Annotated in this window: 19 protein-coding genes; 8 read left to right on the top strand and 11 right to left on the bottom strand. The window is 54.4% G+C overall.

Annotated elements, in window-relative coordinates; translation table 11 throughout:
* Positions 1 to 81: 81 nt before the first annotated feature.
* Positions 82 to 795: a cysteine hydrolase family protein gene (locus AC2T6E_RS01730; RefSeq protein WP_120158218.1), complete on the top strand. Its 714-nt coding sequence runs from the start codon at positions 82 to 84 to the stop codon at positions 793 to 795.
* A 61-nt stretch (positions 796 to 856) separates the two neighbouring features.
* Positions 857 to 1,810: a GlxA family transcriptional regulator gene (locus AC2T6E_RS01725; protein ID WP_416719092.1), complete on the top strand. Its 954-nt coding sequence runs from the start codon at positions 857 to 859 to the stop codon at positions 1,808 to 1,810.
* A 9-nt stretch (positions 1,811 to 1,819) separates the two neighbouring features.
* Here AC2T6E_RS01725 and nhoA read toward each other — a convergent pair whose 3' ends face one another.
* The gene (gene nhoA, locus AC2T6E_RS01720; protein WP_486690319.1) at positions 1,820 to 2,656 is read right to left on the bottom strand and encodes an N-hydroxyarylamine O-acetyltransferase; all 837 of its coding nucleotides are present in this window, start codon (positions 2,654 to 2,656) and stop codon (positions 1,820 to 1,822) included.
* A 108-nt stretch (positions 2,657 to 2,764) separates the two neighbouring features.
* Here nhoA and AC2T6E_RS01715 point away from each other — a divergent pair, with 108 nt between their 5' ends.
* The 3 genes from AC2T6E_RS01715 (at position 2,765) to AC2T6E_RS01705 (ending at position 4,250) form a co-directional block, all read left to right on the top strand.
* Positions 2,765 to 3,337: a flavin reductase family protein gene (locus AC2T6E_RS01715; RefSeq protein ID WP_010426134.1), complete on the top strand. Its 573-nt coding sequence runs from the start codon at positions 2,765 to 2,767 to the stop codon at positions 3,335 to 3,337.
* A 125-nt stretch (positions 3,338 to 3,462) separates the two neighbouring features.
* Positions 3,463 to 3,825 (top strand): CHAP domain-containing protein, encoded by a 363-nt coding sequence (locus AC2T6E_RS01710; RefSeq protein WP_337256035.1) that lies wholly within the window; start codon positions 3,463 to 3,465, stop codon positions 3,823 to 3,825.
* A complete protein-coding gene (locus AC2T6E_RS01705; protein ID WP_120158221.1) occupies positions 3,825 to 4,250 on the top strand; it encodes a DUF3828 domain-containing protein in 426 nt (141 codons plus the stop codon). Before AC2T6E_RS01710 ends, AC2T6E_RS01705 begins: the two co-directional genes overlap by 1 nt.
* 71 nt (positions 4,251 to 4,321) lie before the next feature.
* On the opposite strand, the gene fusA is transcribed toward AC2T6E_RS01705, so the two are convergent.
* Positions 4,322 to 6,421, bottom strand: a complete 2,100-nt coding sequence (fusA, locus tag AC2T6E_RS01700; protein WP_337256034.1) for an elongation factor G — start codon at positions 6,419 to 6,421, stop codon at positions 4,322 to 4,324.
* A 161-nt stretch (positions 6,422 to 6,582) separates the two neighbouring features.
* Between fusA and AC2T6E_RS01695 the strand changes: the two genes are divergently transcribed.
* Positions 6,583 to 6,885 (top strand): ArsR/SmtB family transcription factor, encoded by a 303-nt coding sequence (locus AC2T6E_RS01695; protein ID WP_337256033.1) that lies wholly within the window; start codon positions 6,583 to 6,585, stop codon positions 6,883 to 6,885.
* Positions 6,886 to 6,953: 68 nt separating this feature from the next.
* Here AC2T6E_RS01695 and AC2T6E_RS01690 read toward each other — a convergent pair whose 3' ends face one another.
* Entirely contained in the window at positions 6,954 to 7,409 is a 456-nt protein-coding gene (locus tag AC2T6E_RS01690) for a GNAT family N-acetyltransferase (protein WP_010426143.1), read from the bottom strand.
* Positions 7,410 to 7,572: 163 nt separating this feature from the next.
* Here AC2T6E_RS01690 and pdxR point away from each other — a divergent pair, with 163 nt between their 5' ends.
* The gene (pdxR, locus tag AC2T6E_RS01685; RefSeq protein WP_486690315.1) at positions 7,573 to 9,051 is read left to right on the top strand and encodes a MocR-like pyridoxine biosynthesis transcription factor PdxR; all 1,479 of its coding nucleotides are present in this window, start codon (positions 7,573 to 7,575) and stop codon (positions 9,049 to 9,051) included.
* A 27-nt stretch (positions 9,052 to 9,078) separates the two neighbouring features.
* Here pdxR and AC2T6E_RS01680 read toward each other — a convergent pair whose 3' ends face one another.
* Both AC2T6E_RS01680 and AC2T6E_RS01675 read right to left on the bottom strand, forming a co-directional pair.
* The gene (locus AC2T6E_RS01680; protein ID WP_486690313.1) at positions 9,079 to 9,714 is read right to left on the bottom strand and encodes an ECs1377 family protein; all 636 of its coding nucleotides are present in this window, start codon (positions 9,712 to 9,714) and stop codon (positions 9,079 to 9,081) included.
* A gap of 121 nt (positions 9,715 to 9,835) precedes the next feature.
* Positions 9,836 to 11,164 carry a 2-hydroxycarboxylate transporter family protein gene (locus AC2T6E_RS01675; RefSeq protein ID WP_108417383.1) on the bottom strand — a complete coding sequence of 443 codons (1,329 nt, stop codon included), beginning with the start codon at positions 11,162 to 11,164 and terminating at the stop codon, positions 9,836 to 9,838.
* A gap of 382 nt (positions 11,165 to 11,546) precedes the next feature.
* Here AC2T6E_RS01675 and AC2T6E_RS01670 point away from each other — a divergent pair, with 382 nt between their 5' ends.
* A complete protein-coding gene (locus tag AC2T6E_RS01670) occupies positions 11,547 to 13,232 on the top strand; it encodes an NAD-dependent malic enzyme (RefSeq protein ID WP_120158225.1) in 1,686 nt (561 codons plus the stop codon).
* A 39-nt stretch (positions 13,233 to 13,271) separates the two neighbouring features.
* On the opposite strand, the gene pptA is transcribed toward AC2T6E_RS01670, so the two are convergent.
* Genes pptA through AC2T6E_RS01640 form a run of 6 tightly spaced genes read right to left on the bottom strand, consistent with a single transcriptional unit; the run spans position 13,272 to position 17,298 of the window.
* The gene (gene pptA, locus AC2T6E_RS01665; RefSeq protein WP_010426149.1) at positions 13,272 to 13,502 is read right to left on the bottom strand and encodes a tautomerase PptA; all 231 of its coding nucleotides are present in this window, start codon (positions 13,500 to 13,502) and stop codon (positions 13,272 to 13,274) included.
* 37 nt (positions 13,503 to 13,539) lie between these two features.
* Positions 13,540 to 14,157: a glutathione S-transferase family protein gene (locus tag AC2T6E_RS01660; RefSeq protein ID WP_108417382.1), complete on the bottom strand. Its 618-nt coding sequence runs from the start codon at positions 14,155 to 14,157 to the stop codon at positions 13,540 to 13,542.
* A 41-nt stretch (positions 14,158 to 14,198) separates the two neighbouring features.
* Positions 14,199 to 15,086, bottom strand: a complete 888-nt coding sequence (locus AC2T6E_RS01655) for an ABC transporter substrate-binding protein (protein ID WP_185870002.1) — start codon at positions 15,084 to 15,086, stop codon at positions 14,199 to 14,201.
* A gap of 9 nt (positions 15,087 to 15,095) precedes the next feature.
* A complete protein-coding gene (locus AC2T6E_RS01650; protein WP_182400660.1) occupies positions 15,096 to 15,869 on the bottom strand; it encodes an amino acid ABC transporter ATP-binding protein in 774 nt (257 codons plus the stop codon).
* Positions 15,853 to 16,779, bottom strand: a complete 927-nt coding sequence (locus tag AC2T6E_RS01645; RefSeq protein WP_010431472.1) for an amino acid ABC transporter permease — start codon at positions 16,777 to 16,779, stop codon at positions 15,853 to 15,855. Before AC2T6E_RS01645 ends, AC2T6E_RS01650 begins: the two co-directional genes overlap by 17 nt.
* 9 nt (positions 16,780 to 16,788) lie before the next feature.
* A complete protein-coding gene (locus AC2T6E_RS01640) occupies positions 16,789 to 17,298 on the bottom strand; it encodes a GNAT family N-acetyltransferase (protein WP_032656866.1) in 510 nt (169 codons plus the stop codon).
* Positions 17,299 to 17,303 lie beyond the last annotated feature (5 nt).

Below are 17,303 nucleotides of genomic sequence, written 5' to 3'. Positions count from 1 at the left end.
ATTGGTTCTTCAGGTCACTCCTGCCGTTGGAAACGGTGAGGAATAATGGCTCCCGAACACAACACAGAGGGAGTTATCGTGATGAAAGCTTTTTTTCGTACGGCAGTGATAATCGGCATGATGAGCGCATTTTGCACTTATGCTACCGCGCAGGAGACAACCCGTATGAATACCAAAACCATTCGCGCAATGACGGGCGCAGAAGCTACCCCATCCTTATCGGCGTCTGAAACCGCGTTAATTGTGGTGGATATTCAAAACGAATATTACGCATCAAAAGATTTTCGCGGTCAGATGGTGATCCCGGATGGTGAAAACGTGCTGAAAAACAGTCAAAAACTGGTCAGCTATGCCCATCAAAAAGGGATGCCGGTCTACTTCGTTCGCCATATGGGGCCGAAAGACAGCCCGCTGTTTGCCGAAGGATCTGTTTATGCGCAGTTCCATAAAGATCTGCAGCCTTCTGCGCAAGACGCCATTATCACCAAAGCGACCCCGAGCGCTTTTGTTGGCACCGATCTGGATGCGCAATTAAAGAAAAAAGGGATTAAAAATGTGATTGTGATTGGCCTGATGACGCACATGTGCATTTCGTCCACCGCGCGCGACGCTGTACCGCTGGGTTACAGCGTGATTATTCCTGAAGATGCAACGGCAACGCGCGATCTGGATGACGGCAAGGGCGGCGTGGTGGATCACAAAACGCTGCAGCGGGCGGCATTAGCCGGTGTGGCCGATGTATTCGCTGAGGTAATGACCACCAAAGACGTTATGGCACTTCCGGTCACAAAATAAGACCGGACTTGATCCCTGTCGCCAGACTGACTTCTATACTGGCTGGCACATGGAGGCTTTTATGACGTTGAAAATTGGTATTGTGGTATTTGATGGCATCATCCCTTTTCACCTTTCGGTGCCGTATGCCGTGTTTGAGAAAGCACTCACACCACAAGGCGAGCCCCTTTATCAGTTGGTTGTTTGCGCCACGACGCCCGGCGTACTGAAGACCAATGCCGGATTTTCTATCGTTGTTGAACGCGGGCTGGATGCGTTGGCCGGAATGGATATGGTGATCGTCCCAAGCTGGGATGTTCCCGAGCGAGCCCCGGATCGCGACCTTCTGCTGGCGCTGCAAAAGGCCCATGCTGCGGGTGCACGCATTGTGGGTTTGTGCATGGGCGCATTTGTTGTTGCCGCCGCCGGGTTACTGGAACATCGTCCTGCGACAACGCACTGGCGATGGGCGGCTGATTTTCAGCGCCTCTTTCCCTCCGTGCAAATGGATAAAGACGTGCTTTATATTGATGATGGTGACATTGTCACTTCCGCCGGAACGGCGGCGAGTATTGACTGCTGCCTGCATCTGGTGCGTCAGGCATGGGGTGCCGAAGTGGCAAACGGCGTGGCGCGCTTATTGGTTGTACCGCCGCACCGCCAGGGCGGGCAGCGACAGTATGTCGAGCTGCCGGTTCAGAATACGCGTCGCGGGGATTATTTCACCGATGCGCTGGCCTGGGCGACGGAGAATCTCCAGCTCGCACTCACGCTGGACTGCGTGGCGGAAAAAGCCTGCATGAGCCGACGCAGTTTTACCCGACGGTTCCAGCAAACCACGGGGGAAAGTTTTTCGCGCTGGCTGCTCAACCAGCGCATCATCGTCGCACAGCGCTATCTCGAAAAAACCGACCAGCCTGTGGATGACATTGCCGAGCGCGTCGGTTTTCCCTCGACGACCTCTTTACGCCGTCACTTTCACAATCTGCTCAATACCTCACCTTCCCGCTATCGACGCGAGTTTCGCGGCCGATAATGAAGCGAGTTATTTTCCCTGCGTTTCAAAGCCCGCCATCACGGCCGACAGCTCAGCCAGTGAAAATCCGTGTTTTGCATCGTCAACGCCCAGTCCAAAGCGTTCCTGCATCAGTCGGTAAAGCGCTTCAGCGTCCGGCAAATGGATCTGCTCCTCCACATGGCCATTTTGCCAGTGGGTAAAGTTGAAGTTAGTTAGCGTCAGCTTGCCGCCGTCAGGCAAGTGACGACACATCAGCAGATGGTGACGGAAATGCGACTGCGGCCAGTGCGCCGACCAGAAATTCCCCATCACGTAATCACTGAAATACTGCGTCGTCAGGTCAAAATGATACATCGACTGCCAGTGCTCGTGGTGGCGGAACTGCAGCACCCAGTCGTTACCCTCACTCAGCAGACGATACAGCCCGTGCGGCGTCTCTTGTTCTTCATTGGCAATCAAACGAATCGGCGCCGTCAACGTCTGGCCGCCAAACCCTACGTCGGCAATCCAACGTTCACCGTTAAGCTCCACCAGCAGCAGGCGATGCGTGCGCGGCGGCATTTGCGACGGATTTGCCAGAACGACGCGCCCCAGCACGCTGCGTACCGTAAAGCCTACTTCGCGCAATACGCGTTCGAACAGGCCGTTTTGCTCAAAGCAATAACCTCCGCGGCGCGCGGAGACCAGCTTGTCGACCAGATTCTGATCCTCAAGGTGGATCTCTCGCGGCAGAACGACATCAATATTTTCAAAAGGGATCGCACAGTTGTGGTGTAAATGCAGCGCGCGCAGCGTGTCGATATCAACAGCGGTTGGTTGCGTCCAGCCGATGCGAGCGAAATAGGCGGTCAGAAATGGGGACATTAATCAGTTTCCTTTGATTGCGATGTTTTGTTTATAAACTAATTTTATGCGCCCACTTTGATTTACGTGCTTTTTCGTCATACTCATCAAAGTAAATAAGGAGCCTCTATGAATCACTTTCGCCCTGTTGAATTACGTCATGCCAGCCGTCTGCTGAACCACGGTCCGACTGTGCTTATCACCAGTCGGGATGAAAGCCTCGACAGACGCAACGTGATGGCCGCCGCATGGTCAATGCCCGTTGAGTTTGAACCGCCGCGCATCGCGATCGTCGTGGATAAAAGTACCTGGTCACGTGAGCTGATTGAGCGCAGCGGGAAATTTGGCATCGTCATCCCCGGCGTGGCAGCGGCCAACTGGACATACGCGGTCGGTAGCGTCAGCGGGCGCGATGAAGACAAATTCAACTGCTATGGGATCCCGGTCGTGAACGGTCCTGAACTTGGCCTGCCGGTTATTGAAGAGAAATGTCTGGCGTGGATGGAGTGCCGGTTATTACCTGTAACTTCTGCGGCAGAAAAATATGACACCCTGTTTGGTGAAGTGGTTTCAGCGGCAGCCGACGAACGCGCGTTTGTCGCCGGACGCTGGCAGTTTGACGGGGATAAGCTGAATACCCTACATCATCTTGGTGCCGGGACGTTTGTGGCGAGTGGGAAGATTGTGAAGGCGCTGGATTGATTTTTTAATCATATAGGTCTGAATTATATGAAATTTCTATGGCATTTTATGTTTACTATTGCGTTGTAAAACGGAGGATATTTCCGGAGTTGCTGCATTAGCACTCACGCGTTAAGGAAATATCAATGCCATGGAATAAAGATGGCGCAATCTCGTATGCCAAATCACACGCCCAATCGAAGAGCACCGGTTATTGTGCTCGCTACGTCACCGAAGCGATCAGAACGGGGGGAAGATTAAAAATCCCCAATACGCGTCTGGCGAAAGATATGGGCCGTACCTTGGTCAACGCTGGATTCCGCCTGGTATACGATCAACCTCATGCCGGTGACGTAGCCGTTATCCAAAATATTGTGGGTCACGATAGCGGGCACGTTTGCATATACGATGGTCAGCAGTGGATCAGCGATTTTGTACAACGCACCCTGTATCCAGGACAGGCTTACCGCAACATACAACCTCATTACGAACTGTTCAGGCATGATTAATGAAACCACTCTACTTATTACTTTTCACCCTTTCTCCGCTCGCGGTTGCAGAAAACATTTATACACCGGGCCAGGCAGCGCTTAAATTCAATCAATGGTATATCGCGCAGTTAGAACAGAACAAACCGCCCGTACTCAATCCAGATGTTATGAATGATTACGTTGCCTCTGGGACAATTGCAGCAGTTAAAGAATTGTATTCAGGTGACAGTAATGAAAAAGATATGCCCGACGCGGATATGTTTATCAAAGCACAGGACTGGGATGATGACTGGAATCAGATAACCGTCTTACATTCTGATTTTGACGCCGTTTGCACAAACGTCTATATCGCGTTTGGTAAGAAGCAAGATCATGTTGTTGCGGATTGTCTCGTTGAAGAACAAGGAAAATGGAAAGTTCGATCGGCGACGCTAATTAAGTAACAGGCATAAGCTCCCAGTCGTAATAATAAAAACACATGGTAGCCTAACGACTACCATGTGCAATTAATTAACTACTTAGCACGCCGCGAAATAATCTCATCCGCAACATTCCGCGGTGCTTCTGCGAAATGATGGAACTCCATCGTGTACGTCGCGCGCCCCTGGGACATCGAGCGCAAGGTGGTGGCGTAACCAAACATCTCTGCGAGCGGCACGTCGGCACGAATAATCTGGCTGCCGTACTGCTCTGCCATCCCCTGCACCATGCCGCGTCGGGAAGAGAGATCGCCCATGATGTTACCGGCGTACTCTTCCGGTGTTTCCACCTCCACGTGCATCACGGGCTCCAGGATGACCGGATCCGCTTTACGCGCGCCCTCTTTGAAGCCCAGGATCGCCGCCATGCGGAAGGCCATCTCCGAGGAGTCGACGTCGTGATACGAACCAAACGTCAGGGTGGCTTTCACATCCACAACCGGATATCCCGCCAGCACCCCAGAGTTCATGGCCTCACGCAGTCCTTTCTCAACAGAAGGAATATACTCGCGCGGCACCACGCCGCCCTTGGTGGCATCTTCAAACTTAAAGCCGCTGCCCGGCTCTAACGGTTCAAGGCTGAGCACCACATGGCCGTACTGCCCTTTACCGCCGGACTGACGGACAAATTTGCCTTCGATGTCCTTCACCGCTTTACGCAGGGTTTCACGGTACGTTACCTGTGGACGACCAATGTTCGCCTCCACGCCAAACTCACGCTTCATGCGGTCGACGATGATTTCCAGATGAAGCTCGCCCATCCCGGAGATAATCGTCTGGCCAGACTCCTCGTCGGTGTGGAGACGGAACGACGGATCTTCCGCCGCCAGACGCTGCAGCGCGATACCCATTTTCTCCTGGTCGGCCTTGGTTTTCGGCTCGATCGCCAGAGAAATTACCGGGTCCGGGAACTCCATGCGTTCAAGCGTAATGACCGCATTAGGGTCGGTCAGCGTGTCACCGGTCGTGACATCTTTCAGACCCACGCAGGCCGCGATATCGCCCGCGCGCAGTTCGTCCACCTCGTGGCGATCGTTGGCATGCATCAGCACAATACGCCCGATGCGCTCTTTCTTCCCTTTTACCGGGTTATACACCGCGTCGCCTTTGCGCAGCACGCCGGAGTACACGCGGATAAACGTCAACTGCCCGACGTACGGGTCGCTCATCAGTTTGAATGCCAGCGCCGAGAACGGTTCGTCATCACTCGGATGACGTTCCGCGTGCTGCCCTTTTTCATCCACGCCATCAATGGCGGGGACGTCCAGCGGCGACGGCATCAGTTCGATCACGGCATCCAGCATGCGCTGCACACCTTTGTTTTTGAAGGCGCTGCCGCACAGCATCGGCTGGATTTCACCGGCAATGGTGCGAACACGCAACCCCTTGATGATTTCAGCTTCATCAAGATTGCCCGTTTCCAGGTACTTATCCATCAGCTCATCGCTAGCTTCCGCCGCCGCAGAGACCATTTTTTCGCGCCACTCTTGCGCGGTACCGAGCAGATCGTCAGGGACCGGCGCATAGCTAAACGCCATGCCCTGGGTGGCATCGTCCCACAAAATGGTGCGCATCTTGATGAGATCCACCACGCCGGTGAAATGGTCTTCTGCGCCCACCGGGATCACAATCGGCACCGGATTGGCCTTCAGGCGTTCCTGCATCATCCGCACGACGCGGAAGAAATCGGCGCCCGGACGATCCATTTTGTTGACGAACGCAATGCGTGGAACCTTGTATTTGTTCGCCTGACGCCAGACGGTTTCCGACTGCGGCTGCACGCCGCCCACGGAGTCATACACCATCACGGCACCGTCGAGTACGCGCATGGAACGTTCCACCTCTATGGTGAAATCAACGTGCCCCGGAGTGTCGATGATGTTGATCCGGTGCGGCTCAAACCCCCGGTCCATACCCGGCCAGAAGCAGCTGACCGCCGCGGAGGTAATGGTGATACCGCGCTCTTGCTCCTGCGCCATCCAGTCGGTGGTTGCCGCGCCATCGTGTACTTCACCCAGCTTGTGGCTCATCCCGGTATAAAACAGGATGCGCTCAGTGGTGGTTGTTTTACCGGCATCGATATGCGCGGAGATACCGATGTTACGATAACGTTCGAGGGGGATGGGTCGGGGCATGATATTTCCTTAAGTCTTCAAGACTGTAGTGTGACGACCGGGATGGTCGTATATTCGTTCGTTTGCTATAATAGTCCTATTGTACGAGTATTATCGAACTATTTTTTAACGATTGACCTATTGTTGATATAGCTCAATCTGACATTTCACGCAGGAAAACCATGATCCCAAACCACCCCGAACCTGAACAAATACTCCTGGAAAACGTGCTGTTCGCCCTCGGTAACCCGCTCCGCCTCTCGATAATTCGCAGGCTGGCCGACGGCAGTGAACTGAGTTGCAATGCGCTACGCCCGGAGGATGTAGTGAAATCCACCATGACGCACCACTGGCGCGTACTGCGCGACAGCGGCGTTATCTGGCAGCGCCCGCAGGGGCGGGAAAATATGATTTCATTGCGAAGAGAGGATCTGGACGCCCGCTTTCCGGGGCTGATAGAGATACTTTTACAGGCGAAATCATAAGAACATGTGGGGTTTCCCCTGAAAAATGCCCCGTATAGATTTAAGGGGCATCACGTCAGCTAAGGGATTTATCTCACGTGCATACGATACTCAATCATCCCGCTTTTTTTCGCAATCCAGTCGTACAAACGTTGCCCGCGATAATTGGCTTCATGCGTATGCCAGTAAAGATGGGCGGCATGATGTTTCCTTGCTTCTTTCTGAACATATTCTATTAACTGTTTGCCAACGTGTTTGCCTCTGATGGTCTCACAGACATATAAATCTTCGAGGTAGCAGTAATCGCTCTCAGCCCAGGTCGAACGGTGAAAAAGATAATGCGCAAAACCCACTACGTCTCCATCACATCGCGCCACCACGCAGAATAGCGGTTCTACGGGGCTGAAAAATCGTTGCCAGGTTCGTTGAGTGACGGCCCCTGAGAGGTCGACATTATAAAATTCCTGGTATTTACCCCACAGTGGCATCCAGCTTTCAAAATCACGTTCTTTAACTGCCTCAACCGTCACGCTCGTATTGTTCATATTGCCTCTTTCCTTATCCGTTATTCGTTTCAGGAAGAGTGTATTTGCTGAATGGCACGTTTTTCCCCGCCAATTTTTGCCATAAAGGCAGACCAATTTTTCATCCTGCTGTCTGCAATATTGCTTTAGAATCAAGAGACACAGAGGAAAAGTGGACAACGTAATGTTTAAGCACGCGCAGCTTGAAACGGTTAAAGCATGGATCATCGATCCTGCAAACGGTTCGCTACCGCTTCACGAAAGGATCCAGAGAGCGATACGGACACTGATACTGGAAGGGATCTTATCTAACGGTAAGGCCCTTCCTGCTTCACGTGCGCTGGCTATCTCACTGAGTGTTTCCCGGGATACGATTGAAGCAGCCTATTCCAGCCTGCATGCGGAAGGTTTTATTGAGCGGCAAACAGGCCGAGGAAGCTTTGTCTCTTCCAGCGCGCGGTTTTTAAAACCTCGCTCTCGACTGCGCCAGCCAACCGCTGAAACACAAAAAGCAAAACTCAGCGCCCGTGGAAAAGTCATCTATGAAAGCGGCGGGATCCGCGAATTTTCCTCACCCCGCCCGCTGGCACCCGGTATTCCTGAAACCCGCATGTTTCCCATTCCAACCTGGGAACGTCTTCAGCGGCAGGTCCTGAAGGAGTTTCAGCACCAGGCGTTAGAACAAAGTCCACCACAGGGTATGGAGCGCCTGCGGCGAGCAATCGCGGAATATGTCAATCTTGAGCGCGGGACACGGGCGAGTGCAGAACAGGTCATCATTCTGACAAGTTCTCAGCAGGCGCTTGCGCTCTGTTCCCACGTGCTGATGGACACCGGGGATGGCATTATCATTGAAGATCCCACCTATCAGGGGGCACACAAAGCGTTCAACGCTGCAGGACTTCGCTGTATTCCGGTTCCTCTTGATGAAAAAGGCATCTCGGTTGACGGTCTTAATTCGCTGACCGAGCCTGCCAGAGCTATCTACCTTACGCCGTCTCATCAGTACCCTACCGGGGTGACGCTCTCTCTTGACCGACGGCTGGCTGTCATTGACTGGGCAAATCGTCACTCGGCCTGGATCATTGAGGATGACTATGACAGTGAGTTTCACTACGAAGGAAAGCCAATGGCCTGTCTTCAGGGGCTGGATGCTTACCATCGGACAATTTATATCGGCACGTTCACTAAGTCCCTGTTCCCTGGGTTACGTATTGCTTACATGATCGTTCCCTCAGAGCTGACAGAGCCTCTTACCATGGCCAGGACATTAATGGATGGCCATACAGCCTCAATAACCCAATTGACGCTGGCTAAATTTTTGGAAGGTGGGCATTTTGGTGCCTACATTCGCAAGATGCGGAGCGTTTATGTTACTCGTCGCGACAAACTGGCTAGCCAGATGGAAGAGTATCTTTCTGATTATGTTGCGTGCATAGCGCCAGCGGGTGGAATGCAGATGCCTTGTCTCCTGAAGCACGGTATATCTGAGAAAGAGATTGCCGCCGCCGCTCGTCGTGCGGGCGTTGATATATTAGGGCTTACCGGTTTATATGCAGGCCCCCCCGGCTCCACCGGTTTTTTGATGGGGTTTGCTGCCTACACGGAGAGGGAAATAGAAGACGCTGTAAAAAAACTGGCCGTAATTTTCCGTCATGTTTGATGCCGTCGACCGGTCAGCGGCGAATACTCATTCCGGGCGAGCAAGGCTATAAACAGGGATCCGTCGGCTGGTCTTTGTCAGCGTATCGAAGACCTCAGTCTCAGACGTCACAATTCTCACGCCCATTTTCCTTAGCCTCTGCACATCCGCCGCGATGCGCTGAATGCCAAACCAGAAAAGCCCGTCGAGCGCCGTCACGGACAGCCCGTTTTCCAGCGCCAGCTTGAGGCGTTCGCGGGGCGCTTTCACCTGCTGGGCGATTTGCCGGTAAGGGACTTCATTGCATCCTGTCGCGTCACTGCGCTGGATCCGCGTTTTCAGCTGATAGGTAAACTCGTCAGGTATTCCGTTGAGATCCTTTTTAAGGCTATAGACGCAGCCAAAGCGCTTGCCGTTAAACAGAACATTTTTCTGACTAAGCTGCAGCTCGTTTCTGACGCCGTCTATCAGCTGTGGCGCACGGGTGAGGAGAAGCCTGAAGGGAAGCTCGAAGCTGGTCACATAATCCACATTTAGCAGCGCGAGGCGCAAGCGCTCCTCAGCACCGGATTTTTGCTCACGACACTCTTCCAGCACCTCTGCCCACTGACGCGTCAGGCATTCCGGCTCGGCGGCTTCGGTAAGGAGATATTTTTCAATCTGGTAATCGACTCGGGTGGTCATAGTGGTGTATCCGGTCGCTGTGGATGGGGTAATTCTATCCAGCGCGGCGACTTTTATAAAGGACTGAACCGCAACGGCATTCACAAAATGCCGTTGCGATTCAGTCTCCTGATATTTCGAATCAGTGCGCCATTATCCAGCCCATCAGCAGCGTGGCGAAAATCACCGTCGATGCGCCGCCGATACGGGTAGCGATCTGCGCGAACGGCATCAACGACATGCGGTTAGAGGCGGATAAAATCGCCACGTCCCCTGTCCCACCCAGCCCGCTGTGGCAGCAGGTGACGATAGCCGCTTCCACGGGATACATATTCAGACGCGACGCAATAAAATAGCCGCTCAACGCCATTGCAATCACGATCGATCCGCACACCACAACGTAGCCCACCGAGAAGACCGCCACCACGCTCTCCAGCGGCACGTACAGCATGCCCAGACCAATCATTAGCGGCCAGACCAGCGCTGCCGAGACAAACTTATAGCAACTGTGCGCCCCCTGTTCCATGGAACCGGGGATCACCCTGAAATACTTACACAGCACGGCGATGAGGATCATCAGCACCGGACCAGGGATGTGCACCAGTTTTTCAAACAGACCACCGACGATGAAAAATGCGCACACCATGAGCAGCCCGCCCCCCATCAGGTGGAAATCCGTCTGCTGAACGCTTTGCGCCCCCGCAAATAGATTCTGATCGTCCTTGCTGCGGGTTAGCATGCCGTTTCCCGAAAGTGCAGGACGTTTCGTTCCCAGACGCGCCAGCGTACCCGCACAGATGATGGCGAAGATATTACCGACGACGGCGGCAGGGGCCAGCTGTGCGACGTAAACGTCAGGCGCTTGTCCGAGTATGGCCGAATACGCCAGCGACAGTGGCAAAATTCCCTCACCAATCCCACCGCCAATAATCGGCACGATGATGAAGAAAAAGGTGTGGTAAGGCGTATAGCCAAACAGCGAGCCGACGATTAACCCGCTCATTACCGCCATCAGCGTCCCGACAACCAAGGGTACAAACATGCGGATCATCCCCTGGATAAGCAGCACCCGGTTCATCCCCAGAATGCTTCCCACCACCAGACAGGCAATGACGAAATAGAGCAGATTCGCCTCTTTCATCAGCAGGTGTACGGTATCCAGCGTCTGTTTTTCGAACACGCCAAAATAGACCAGGATGGATGGCACCATCAGGCAGAGAATGGCCGGACCACCGATGTCCTTCAACAGGGGGATCTGACGACCGATTTTGGCAAAGGCGAAACCGAGCGTCATGATCACCGCCAGTCCACCGATCATATTTTTCGGCAGCAGCCCCGCCCATGCGGACGTCGCCACGATGGTCGCAATGCCCACAAACAACATCAGTGGGACTGCGCCCACTTCGGCATTACTCAACCCTAACGTAAAACGCGAGGAGACCGGAGAAGTCGATACAGGATTATCTTTCATATAATCACCAGATTAGTAGGTTCGGATATAAAAACAGGAGTAAAAACCGATAACTCCCGTGTTCAAAAATATTCTTTATATTTAATAATTTTAAATCACCATTGATAAAATGGTTCAGCATGAAATTAGCACGAGCATTCAGCCAGAAATGTGAAGGCCGCAATGATTTCTTTTTATAAACTTAATTCATCTTTTTGTAAGTAAAGTTATTAATCACCACCCGTATTTTGAAATTAATAAAACCAGAAAGAGTGTGACCCTTATCACCACCGCCCTGATGTTTAACCGCTAGATTAGCGCTAAATAAAACATAAACGCGCTTAAGAACAGACCTGCTTCGCAAATCTTATTTAATCCGTTTTAACTATTTCAGGAGTCAACCATGTCTCGCAAAGAAGTGCTGTACACGCCCTATAACGGCGCTGTACTGCTGGAAAACCCATTACTGAATAAAGGCCTCGCGTTCATTAAAGAGGAACGTGATAATTTTAATCTGCACGGCTTATTACCGCATAATGTTGAAACCATTGAAGAGCAGACCGAACGCGCATGGGTACAATTCTGTCATTTCAAAAGTGATATTTCCCGTCACGTTTATCTGCGTAATATTCAGGACACCAATGAGACCCTGTTTTACAATCTGTTGCGGAAACATATGAAGGAGACGCTGCCGATCATATATACCCCAACGGTCGGTGAAGCCTGCGAACATTTCTCTACCATCTATCGTCGGGCGCGCGGGCTTTTTATTTCATGGCCGAATCGCCATCGCATCGATGAAATGCTGCAAAGTTTCTCGCGTAATGATATTCGCGTGATCGTGGTGACTGACGGAGAGCGTATTTTGGGCCTTGGCGACCAGGGGATCGGCGGAATGGGCATTCCGATTGGTAAATTGTCATTGTATACCGCGTGCGGTGGTATTCATCCGGCCTCAACGTTACCGATTATGCTGGATGTCGGCACCAATAATCAGCAACATCTGGACGACCCGCTGTATATGGGCTGGCGTCATCCACGCATCAGCGACGAGCAATACGCTGAATTTATGGATATGTTTATCAGTACCGTCAACGCCCGCTGGCCAACTGTTTTACTGCAGTTCGAAGATTTTGCGCAAAAAAATGCGACCCGATTACTCCAGCGTTACCGCGACCAGCTGTGCTGCTTCAATGACGATATTCAGGGAACCGCTGCCGTCACGGCCGGCACGCTGATTGCTGCCGCCCATGCAGCCGGAACCCGCATTCGCGATCAGCGCGTGGTCTTCCTCGGCAGCGGCTCTGCCGGATGCGGTATAGCCGAAAAAATCGTGGCGCTGATGGTCGACGACGGGCTAACCGAGGCCGAGGCTCGCAGCCGGATCTTTATGGTCGATCGTTTTGGCTTACTGACCGACGATATGACCAACCTGCTCGATTTCCAGAAAAACCTGCTTACGGCGCGGGAAGCCATTCGCGACTGGCAGGTGGAATCGTGCAATATTTCGCTGATGGAGGTGGTCAGAAATGCCCATCCAACCGTGATGATTGGCGTATCCGGTCAGCCGGGGCTGTTCAGCGAAGCGATAGTTAAAGAGATGCACCGCCACTGCCCGCGCCCTATTATTATGCCCCTCTCTAATCCAACATCACGCGCAGAGGCGCAACCTCAGGATCTGATCGAATGGACGCAGGGTAGCGCTCTGGTTGCGACGGGTAGCCCCTTCTCGCCGGTATTCTGGCAGAACGACCAGTACGACATTGCCCAGTGTAACAATGCCTACATTTTCCCCGGTCTGGGGCTGGGGATATTGGCCAGCAACGCGCGGCGGGTTACCGAAGAGATGTTGATGGTGGCGAGCCGTAGCCTGGCGGCGCAATCGCCGCTGGTCACCACTGAAAAAGGTGGATTACTCCCTCCCGTCGACCGCATTGACACCGTGTCGCGCAATATCGCGTTTGCGGTCGCCCGGGCAGCGATTGAGCAAGGCGTTGCGGCGGCAATGGATGACGAGACCTTGCTGGCGCAAATCGAAAAAACCTGGTGGCAGGCGGACTATGCGCCATACCGCAGGTCGGCGCTGTAGTTTCAACGCCGGGTAGCGTTCCCGCCTGCCCGGCAAACCTTACATCGAATACCCAGGCTTCTTGATCAGCTCGTCCAGTTTCGGTCCGATCTCGGTATCCCAGACCTGCGCTTTCCAGTCGGCTTCCTGAACTTCATTCAGCGCCACCGAAATGGAGCGGTCTTTGCTGTTCAGATGGCGCGTAATCACCTCGGCGATATCCGCCGCCAGAGCGTTTTTTTGTTCATCATTCAGATCGCGGGGAAAACATTTGATATCAACGTGTGGCATGTGCAGGCTTCCTGTTGTGGGTGAGCATTCCACGTTATCAGATAATCTCGTTTGCCTTTAACACCTTGTGCAGTTCCGGCAGCGCACAAACGGAATCGGCAATTGACGTCATATTTGGCGTATTGGCTGCAAACCAGTCGTGCCGTGGCCCCCAGGTGCGCGCGACCGCAATATAGACGTCGAGCAGCGTCAGCCGCTCCCCCAGCGCAAAAGGAGACGCGTTAAGTTGGCTATCGAACCACAGATAGAGTGATTTCCGGTACTCAATGCAGTTTTTCTGCAGCTGCTCCGGCGCGTCGGGCACCCAGCGTTCCGGATAATCGGCATAGGTAAAGGTGGGATAAACGTTCGCCACAAACCAGATGAGCAAACGCTGAAACTGCTGGCGCTCGGCCTGGCCGACGGGCGGGGCAAGATCCGGGCAACGGTCAAGCACCATCAGGGCAATCGCCGCGGTTTCCGTCATGATGGCACCATTTTCAAGCTCAAGCGTGGGCACCTGACACAGCGGGTTGAGTTTTTGCAGCAGCTCACGCTGCGGGCCGGGCTGGTCAAACCCGTCCACGTTGATAAACTGATAAGGGATATCTGCCAGGGTTAGCATCACTTCGCTGATTGCCGAGCCCCAGCCGGGTACGCCATAGAGTTTAATCATGTTGCCCCCTCAGGGATGAAAACCCTAAGTGTAGAGCACCATTAATAGGTTATCCCAGGCGGGTTGACCTCTGATTGCGCCACCGCTTCGCCCTGTTCACCCCAGCGCGCCAGCACCTTCTGGTACTCCCCGCGCTTAATCGCACCGTCCAGCGCGGCCTGCAGCGCGTACACCAGCTCATTGCCCTTTTTCGTGGTGGTGGCTACAAACGCCTTCTTCGGCCCTAATCCCACGACGCGCGTTTTTCCGGTGAGCGCCGCTTTGTAGGCCGAGACTGACTGAGGCCCGAAGAACACGTCTGCCCTGCCGGACTGAATATAGAGATTGCCGGAGGCATCGTCCTGGAGATAGACCGGCAGCGCAGGCGTCCGCCCCGCCTTTTTGTTCTCTTCGTTCCAGCCCAGCAGTATGCGCTCCTGATTGGTACCCGAGCCGACAATCACCTTTTTCCCGGCCAGATCTTCCGCGTTTTTGATTGACTGGATCTCGCTGGTGGATTTCACCGAAAACGCCAGCGAATCGACGCGGTAGGTGGCGAAATCAAACTTCTCTTTGCGCTGTTCGGTCACCGCAATGTTCACCAGCGCCACGTCGTAGCGCCCGGAGCTGATCCCCAGCGGCCAGTCTTCCCACGCCGTCGGCACCAGCTTCAGCTTTAGCCCCAGACTGCCCGCCAGCAGGCGAGCGATATCCGGGTCGCTGCCGATGCGCGTGCGGTTATCGCTTGCCAGCAGCGCCAGCGGCGGCGAATTGAGGGCTGAAATGGCCACCGTCAGCGTACCCGGTTCAACGAATTTGTAGTTCGCGGGGATCTTCGCCACCGCCTGCGGATCGCGCGTTACCGGCAGCGGCTGCTCGTTGGCTTTCACATCAATGCTGGCGTGGCTCACCGTCGTGAAGACCAGCCCCGCCAGAAGTCCATATTTCATCTGCGCTCCTTACAGCACTTTAGACAGAAACTGGCGCGTTCGCGCATGCGACGGACGGTTCAACACCTCGTCGCTACTGCCCTGCTCAACAATTTTCCCGTCAACCATAAACACCACCTGATCCGCCACTTCACGGGCAAAACCGATCTCGTGGGTGACGACCACCAGCGTGGTGCCGGATCGGGCGAGCTTTTTGATCACGTCCAGCACTTCGCCAACCAGTTCAGGGTCGAGCGCCGAGGTGGGCTCATCAAACAGCATCACGCGGGGGCGCAGCGCCAGCGCCCGGGCAATGGCGATACGCTGCTGCTGTCCGCCGGAAAGATGGCGCGACCAGGCATCGGCTTTATCCCGCAGCCCAACCACGTCCAGCAGGCTGTACGCCCTTTCCAGCGCCTCTTTTTTGCTGAGCTTTTTGTGGGCGATGGGCGCTTCAATCAGGTTTTCCAGCACCGTCAGATGCGGGAAGAGATTAAAGTTCTGGAACACGTAACCTACGTTGACGCGCTGTTTGAGGATCTCCTTCTCCTTCAGCTCGTAAAGCTTGTCGCCATGACGGCGATAGCCGATGTAATCCCCGTCAATCTGGATAAATCCTTCGTCAACGCGCTCCAGGTGGTTAATGGTGCGCAGCAGGGTTGATTTGCCGGAGCCGGACGGCCCAAGGATGACCGTCACGGACCCGGGCGGGATCTCAAGCGAAACGTTGTCGAGTGCCTTATGGCGGCCAAAAAACTTGCTGACGCCGGTAATCGAAATATGTCCTTCAGGAGAGGCTTGCATGAACGGGCTCCTGTGCTGGCGTGGAGGTAACGGAACGGACGCGGCGAGTGGCGCGGTTCTGATTGACGGCGGAGCGGCGTTCGCTGCGTGCCAGAGCGCGCTCAACAACATACTGAATGGCGGACAAGACGGTGGTAATGACCAGATACCAGGCAGCACCGACCATCAGCAGCGGGATCACCTCCTGCGTGCGGTTGTAGATCATCTGAATGGTATAGAACAGTTCCGGCATCGCCAGGACGTACACCATCGCCGTACCTTTGGCGAGACTGATGATTTCATTGAATCCCGACGGCAAGATGGTGCGCAGCGCCTGAGGCAGAATGATCCGCACCGTACGGCGCCAGGCCGGGAGACCCAGCGCGGCGGCCGCTTCATACTGACCGTGATCGACCCCAAGGAAGCCCCCGCGAATGATCTCGGCGGTATAGGCGCTCTGCACCAGCGTCAGCCCCACCACGGCGGTAGAGAACTGCCCCAGCACGTTGATGGTGTCGAAGCTGCCCCATGTGATACCGGTGAACGGCACGCCCAGAGAGAGCGTGTCGTAGAGATAGGAGAAGTTGTAGAGAATGATCAGCACCACAATCAGCGGCAGCGACCGAAACAGCCAGATATAGCCCCACGCCAGGCTGTTCAGCAGCCATGACGAGGACAGTCTCGCCAGCGCCAGCAGGCCGCCCAACACCACGCTCAGCGCGGTGCCGATCAGAGTCAGCAGCAGGGTCTGCCCTACGCCTTCGAGGATCACCGGGTCAAAGAACCAGCGGGCGAATACCGCCCACTCCCAGCGCGGGTTAAAGGCCACCGACTGAATCACGACGGCCAGGACAAACAGCGCCACCGCGGCGCCGACGGCCCGCAGCGGATATCGCGCCGGGACCACCTTAATGGTTTCAACGTTGCTCATCGTCGTTCCTCATGCGGTTTTACTGAACGCTTCGCGTACCAGCGTTTTAGTGAAGCGCAGCCGACCGTCAAACGGCGGCTGGCTGTACTCTTCCGGATCCCGGTTCAGATCGAACTGCGCCTGGTAGCCCTGGCTGAGATAGAGCCTGACCGCTTCCGGCTGGCGAAAACCGGTTGTCAGGTAGATTTGGCTATAGCCTGCCAGTACCGCCCGGCGCTCAAGCTCCTGCACCACGCGCCCGGCAAGCCCCTGTTGACGCAGGGTTTTGTCCGTCCAGATGCGTTTGATTTCCGCGGTGCGTTCGTCGAAAGGTTTGTACGCGCCGGTGGCGATAATCTTTCCGTCTCGCTCCAGTACGATAAACAGCCCCTGCGGCGCTAAATACCACTCGGTGAGTTCTACTTCCGCGTCTTTAGAGAAGTAGTCGCCGTAACGGGCGGCATATTCACCGAACAGCCCCTCAATGATGGGCTGGAGCTCGGCATCCTCCGGGGAAACGTCACGAAATCGTTCGCTCATGCAGC

This window comes from Enterobacter sp. B79-1 (assembly GCF_057444735.1).
This window is presented reverse-complemented; position numbering and strand designations above follow the sequence as displayed.

Excerpts from the sequence above, each read along its gene's own strand:
- AC2T6E_RS01730 (WP_120158218.1), top strand. The coding sequence starts at position 82 with ATGAAAGCTTTTTTTCGTACGGCAGTGATAATCGGCATGATGAGCGCA.
- AC2T6E_RS01725 (WP_416719092.1), top strand. The coding sequence starts at position 857 with ATGACGTTGAAAATTGGTATTGTGGTATTTGATGGCATCATCCCTTTT.
- nhoA (WP_486690319.1), bottom strand. The coding sequence starts at position 2,656 with ATGTCCCCATTTCTGACCGCCTATTTCGCTCGCATCGGCTGGACGCAA.
- AC2T6E_RS01715 (WP_010426134.1), top strand. The coding sequence starts at position 2,765 with ATGAATCACTTTCGCCCTGTTGAATTACGTCATGCCAGCCGTCTGCTG.
- AC2T6E_RS01710 (WP_337256035.1), top strand. The coding sequence starts at position 3,463 with ATGCCATGGAATAAAGATGGCGCAATCTCGTATGCCAAATCACACGCC.
- AC2T6E_RS01705 (WP_120158221.1), top strand. The coding sequence starts at position 3,825 with ATGAAACCACTCTACTTATTACTTTTCACCCTTTCTCCGCTCGCGGTT.
- fusA (WP_337256034.1), bottom strand. The coding sequence starts at position 6,421 with ATGCCCCGACCCATCCCCCTCGAACGTTATCGTAACATCGGTATCTCC.
- AC2T6E_RS01695 (WP_337256033.1), top strand. The coding sequence starts at position 6,583 with ATGATCCCAAACCACCCCGAACCTGAACAAATACTCCTGGAAAACGTG.
- AC2T6E_RS01690 (WP_010426143.1), bottom strand. The coding sequence starts at position 7,409 with ATGAACAATACGAGCGTGACGGTTGAGGCAGTTAAAGAACGTGATTTT.
- pdxR (WP_486690315.1), top strand. The coding sequence starts at position 7,573 with ATGTTTAAGCACGCGCAGCTTGAAACGGTTAAAGCATGGATCATCGAT.
- AC2T6E_RS01680 (WP_486690313.1), bottom strand. The coding sequence starts at position 9,714 with ATGACCACCCGAGTCGATTACCAGATTGAAAAATATCTCCTTACCGAA.
- AC2T6E_RS01675 (WP_108417383.1), bottom strand. The coding sequence starts at position 11,164 with ATGAAAGATAATCCTGTATCGACTTCTCCGGTCTCCTCGCGTTTTACG.
- AC2T6E_RS01670 (WP_120158225.1), top strand. The coding sequence starts at position 11,547 with ATGTCTCGCAAAGAAGTGCTGTACACGCCCTATAACGGCGCTGTACTG.
- pptA (WP_010426149.1), bottom strand. The coding sequence starts at position 13,502 with ATGCCACACGTTGATATCAAATGTTTTCCCCGCGATCTGAATGATGAA.
- AC2T6E_RS01660 (WP_108417382.1), bottom strand. The coding sequence starts at position 14,157 with ATGATTAAACTCTATGGCGTACCCGGCTGGGGCTCGGCAATCAGCGAA.
- AC2T6E_RS01655 (WP_185870002.1), bottom strand. The coding sequence starts at position 15,086 with ATGAAATATGGACTTCTGGCGGGGCTGGTCTTCACGACGGTGAGCCAC.
- AC2T6E_RS01650 (WP_182400660.1), bottom strand. The coding sequence starts at position 15,869 with ATGCAAGCCTCTCCTGAAGGACATATTTCGATTACCGGCGTCAGCAAG.
- AC2T6E_RS01645 (WP_010431472.1), bottom strand. The coding sequence starts at position 16,779 with ATGAGCAACGTTGAAACCATTAAGGTGGTCCCGGCGCGATATCCGCTG.
- AC2T6E_RS01640 (WP_032656866.1), bottom strand. The coding sequence starts at position 17,298 with ATGAGCGAACGATTTCGTGACGTTTCCCCGGAGGATGCCGAGCTCCAG.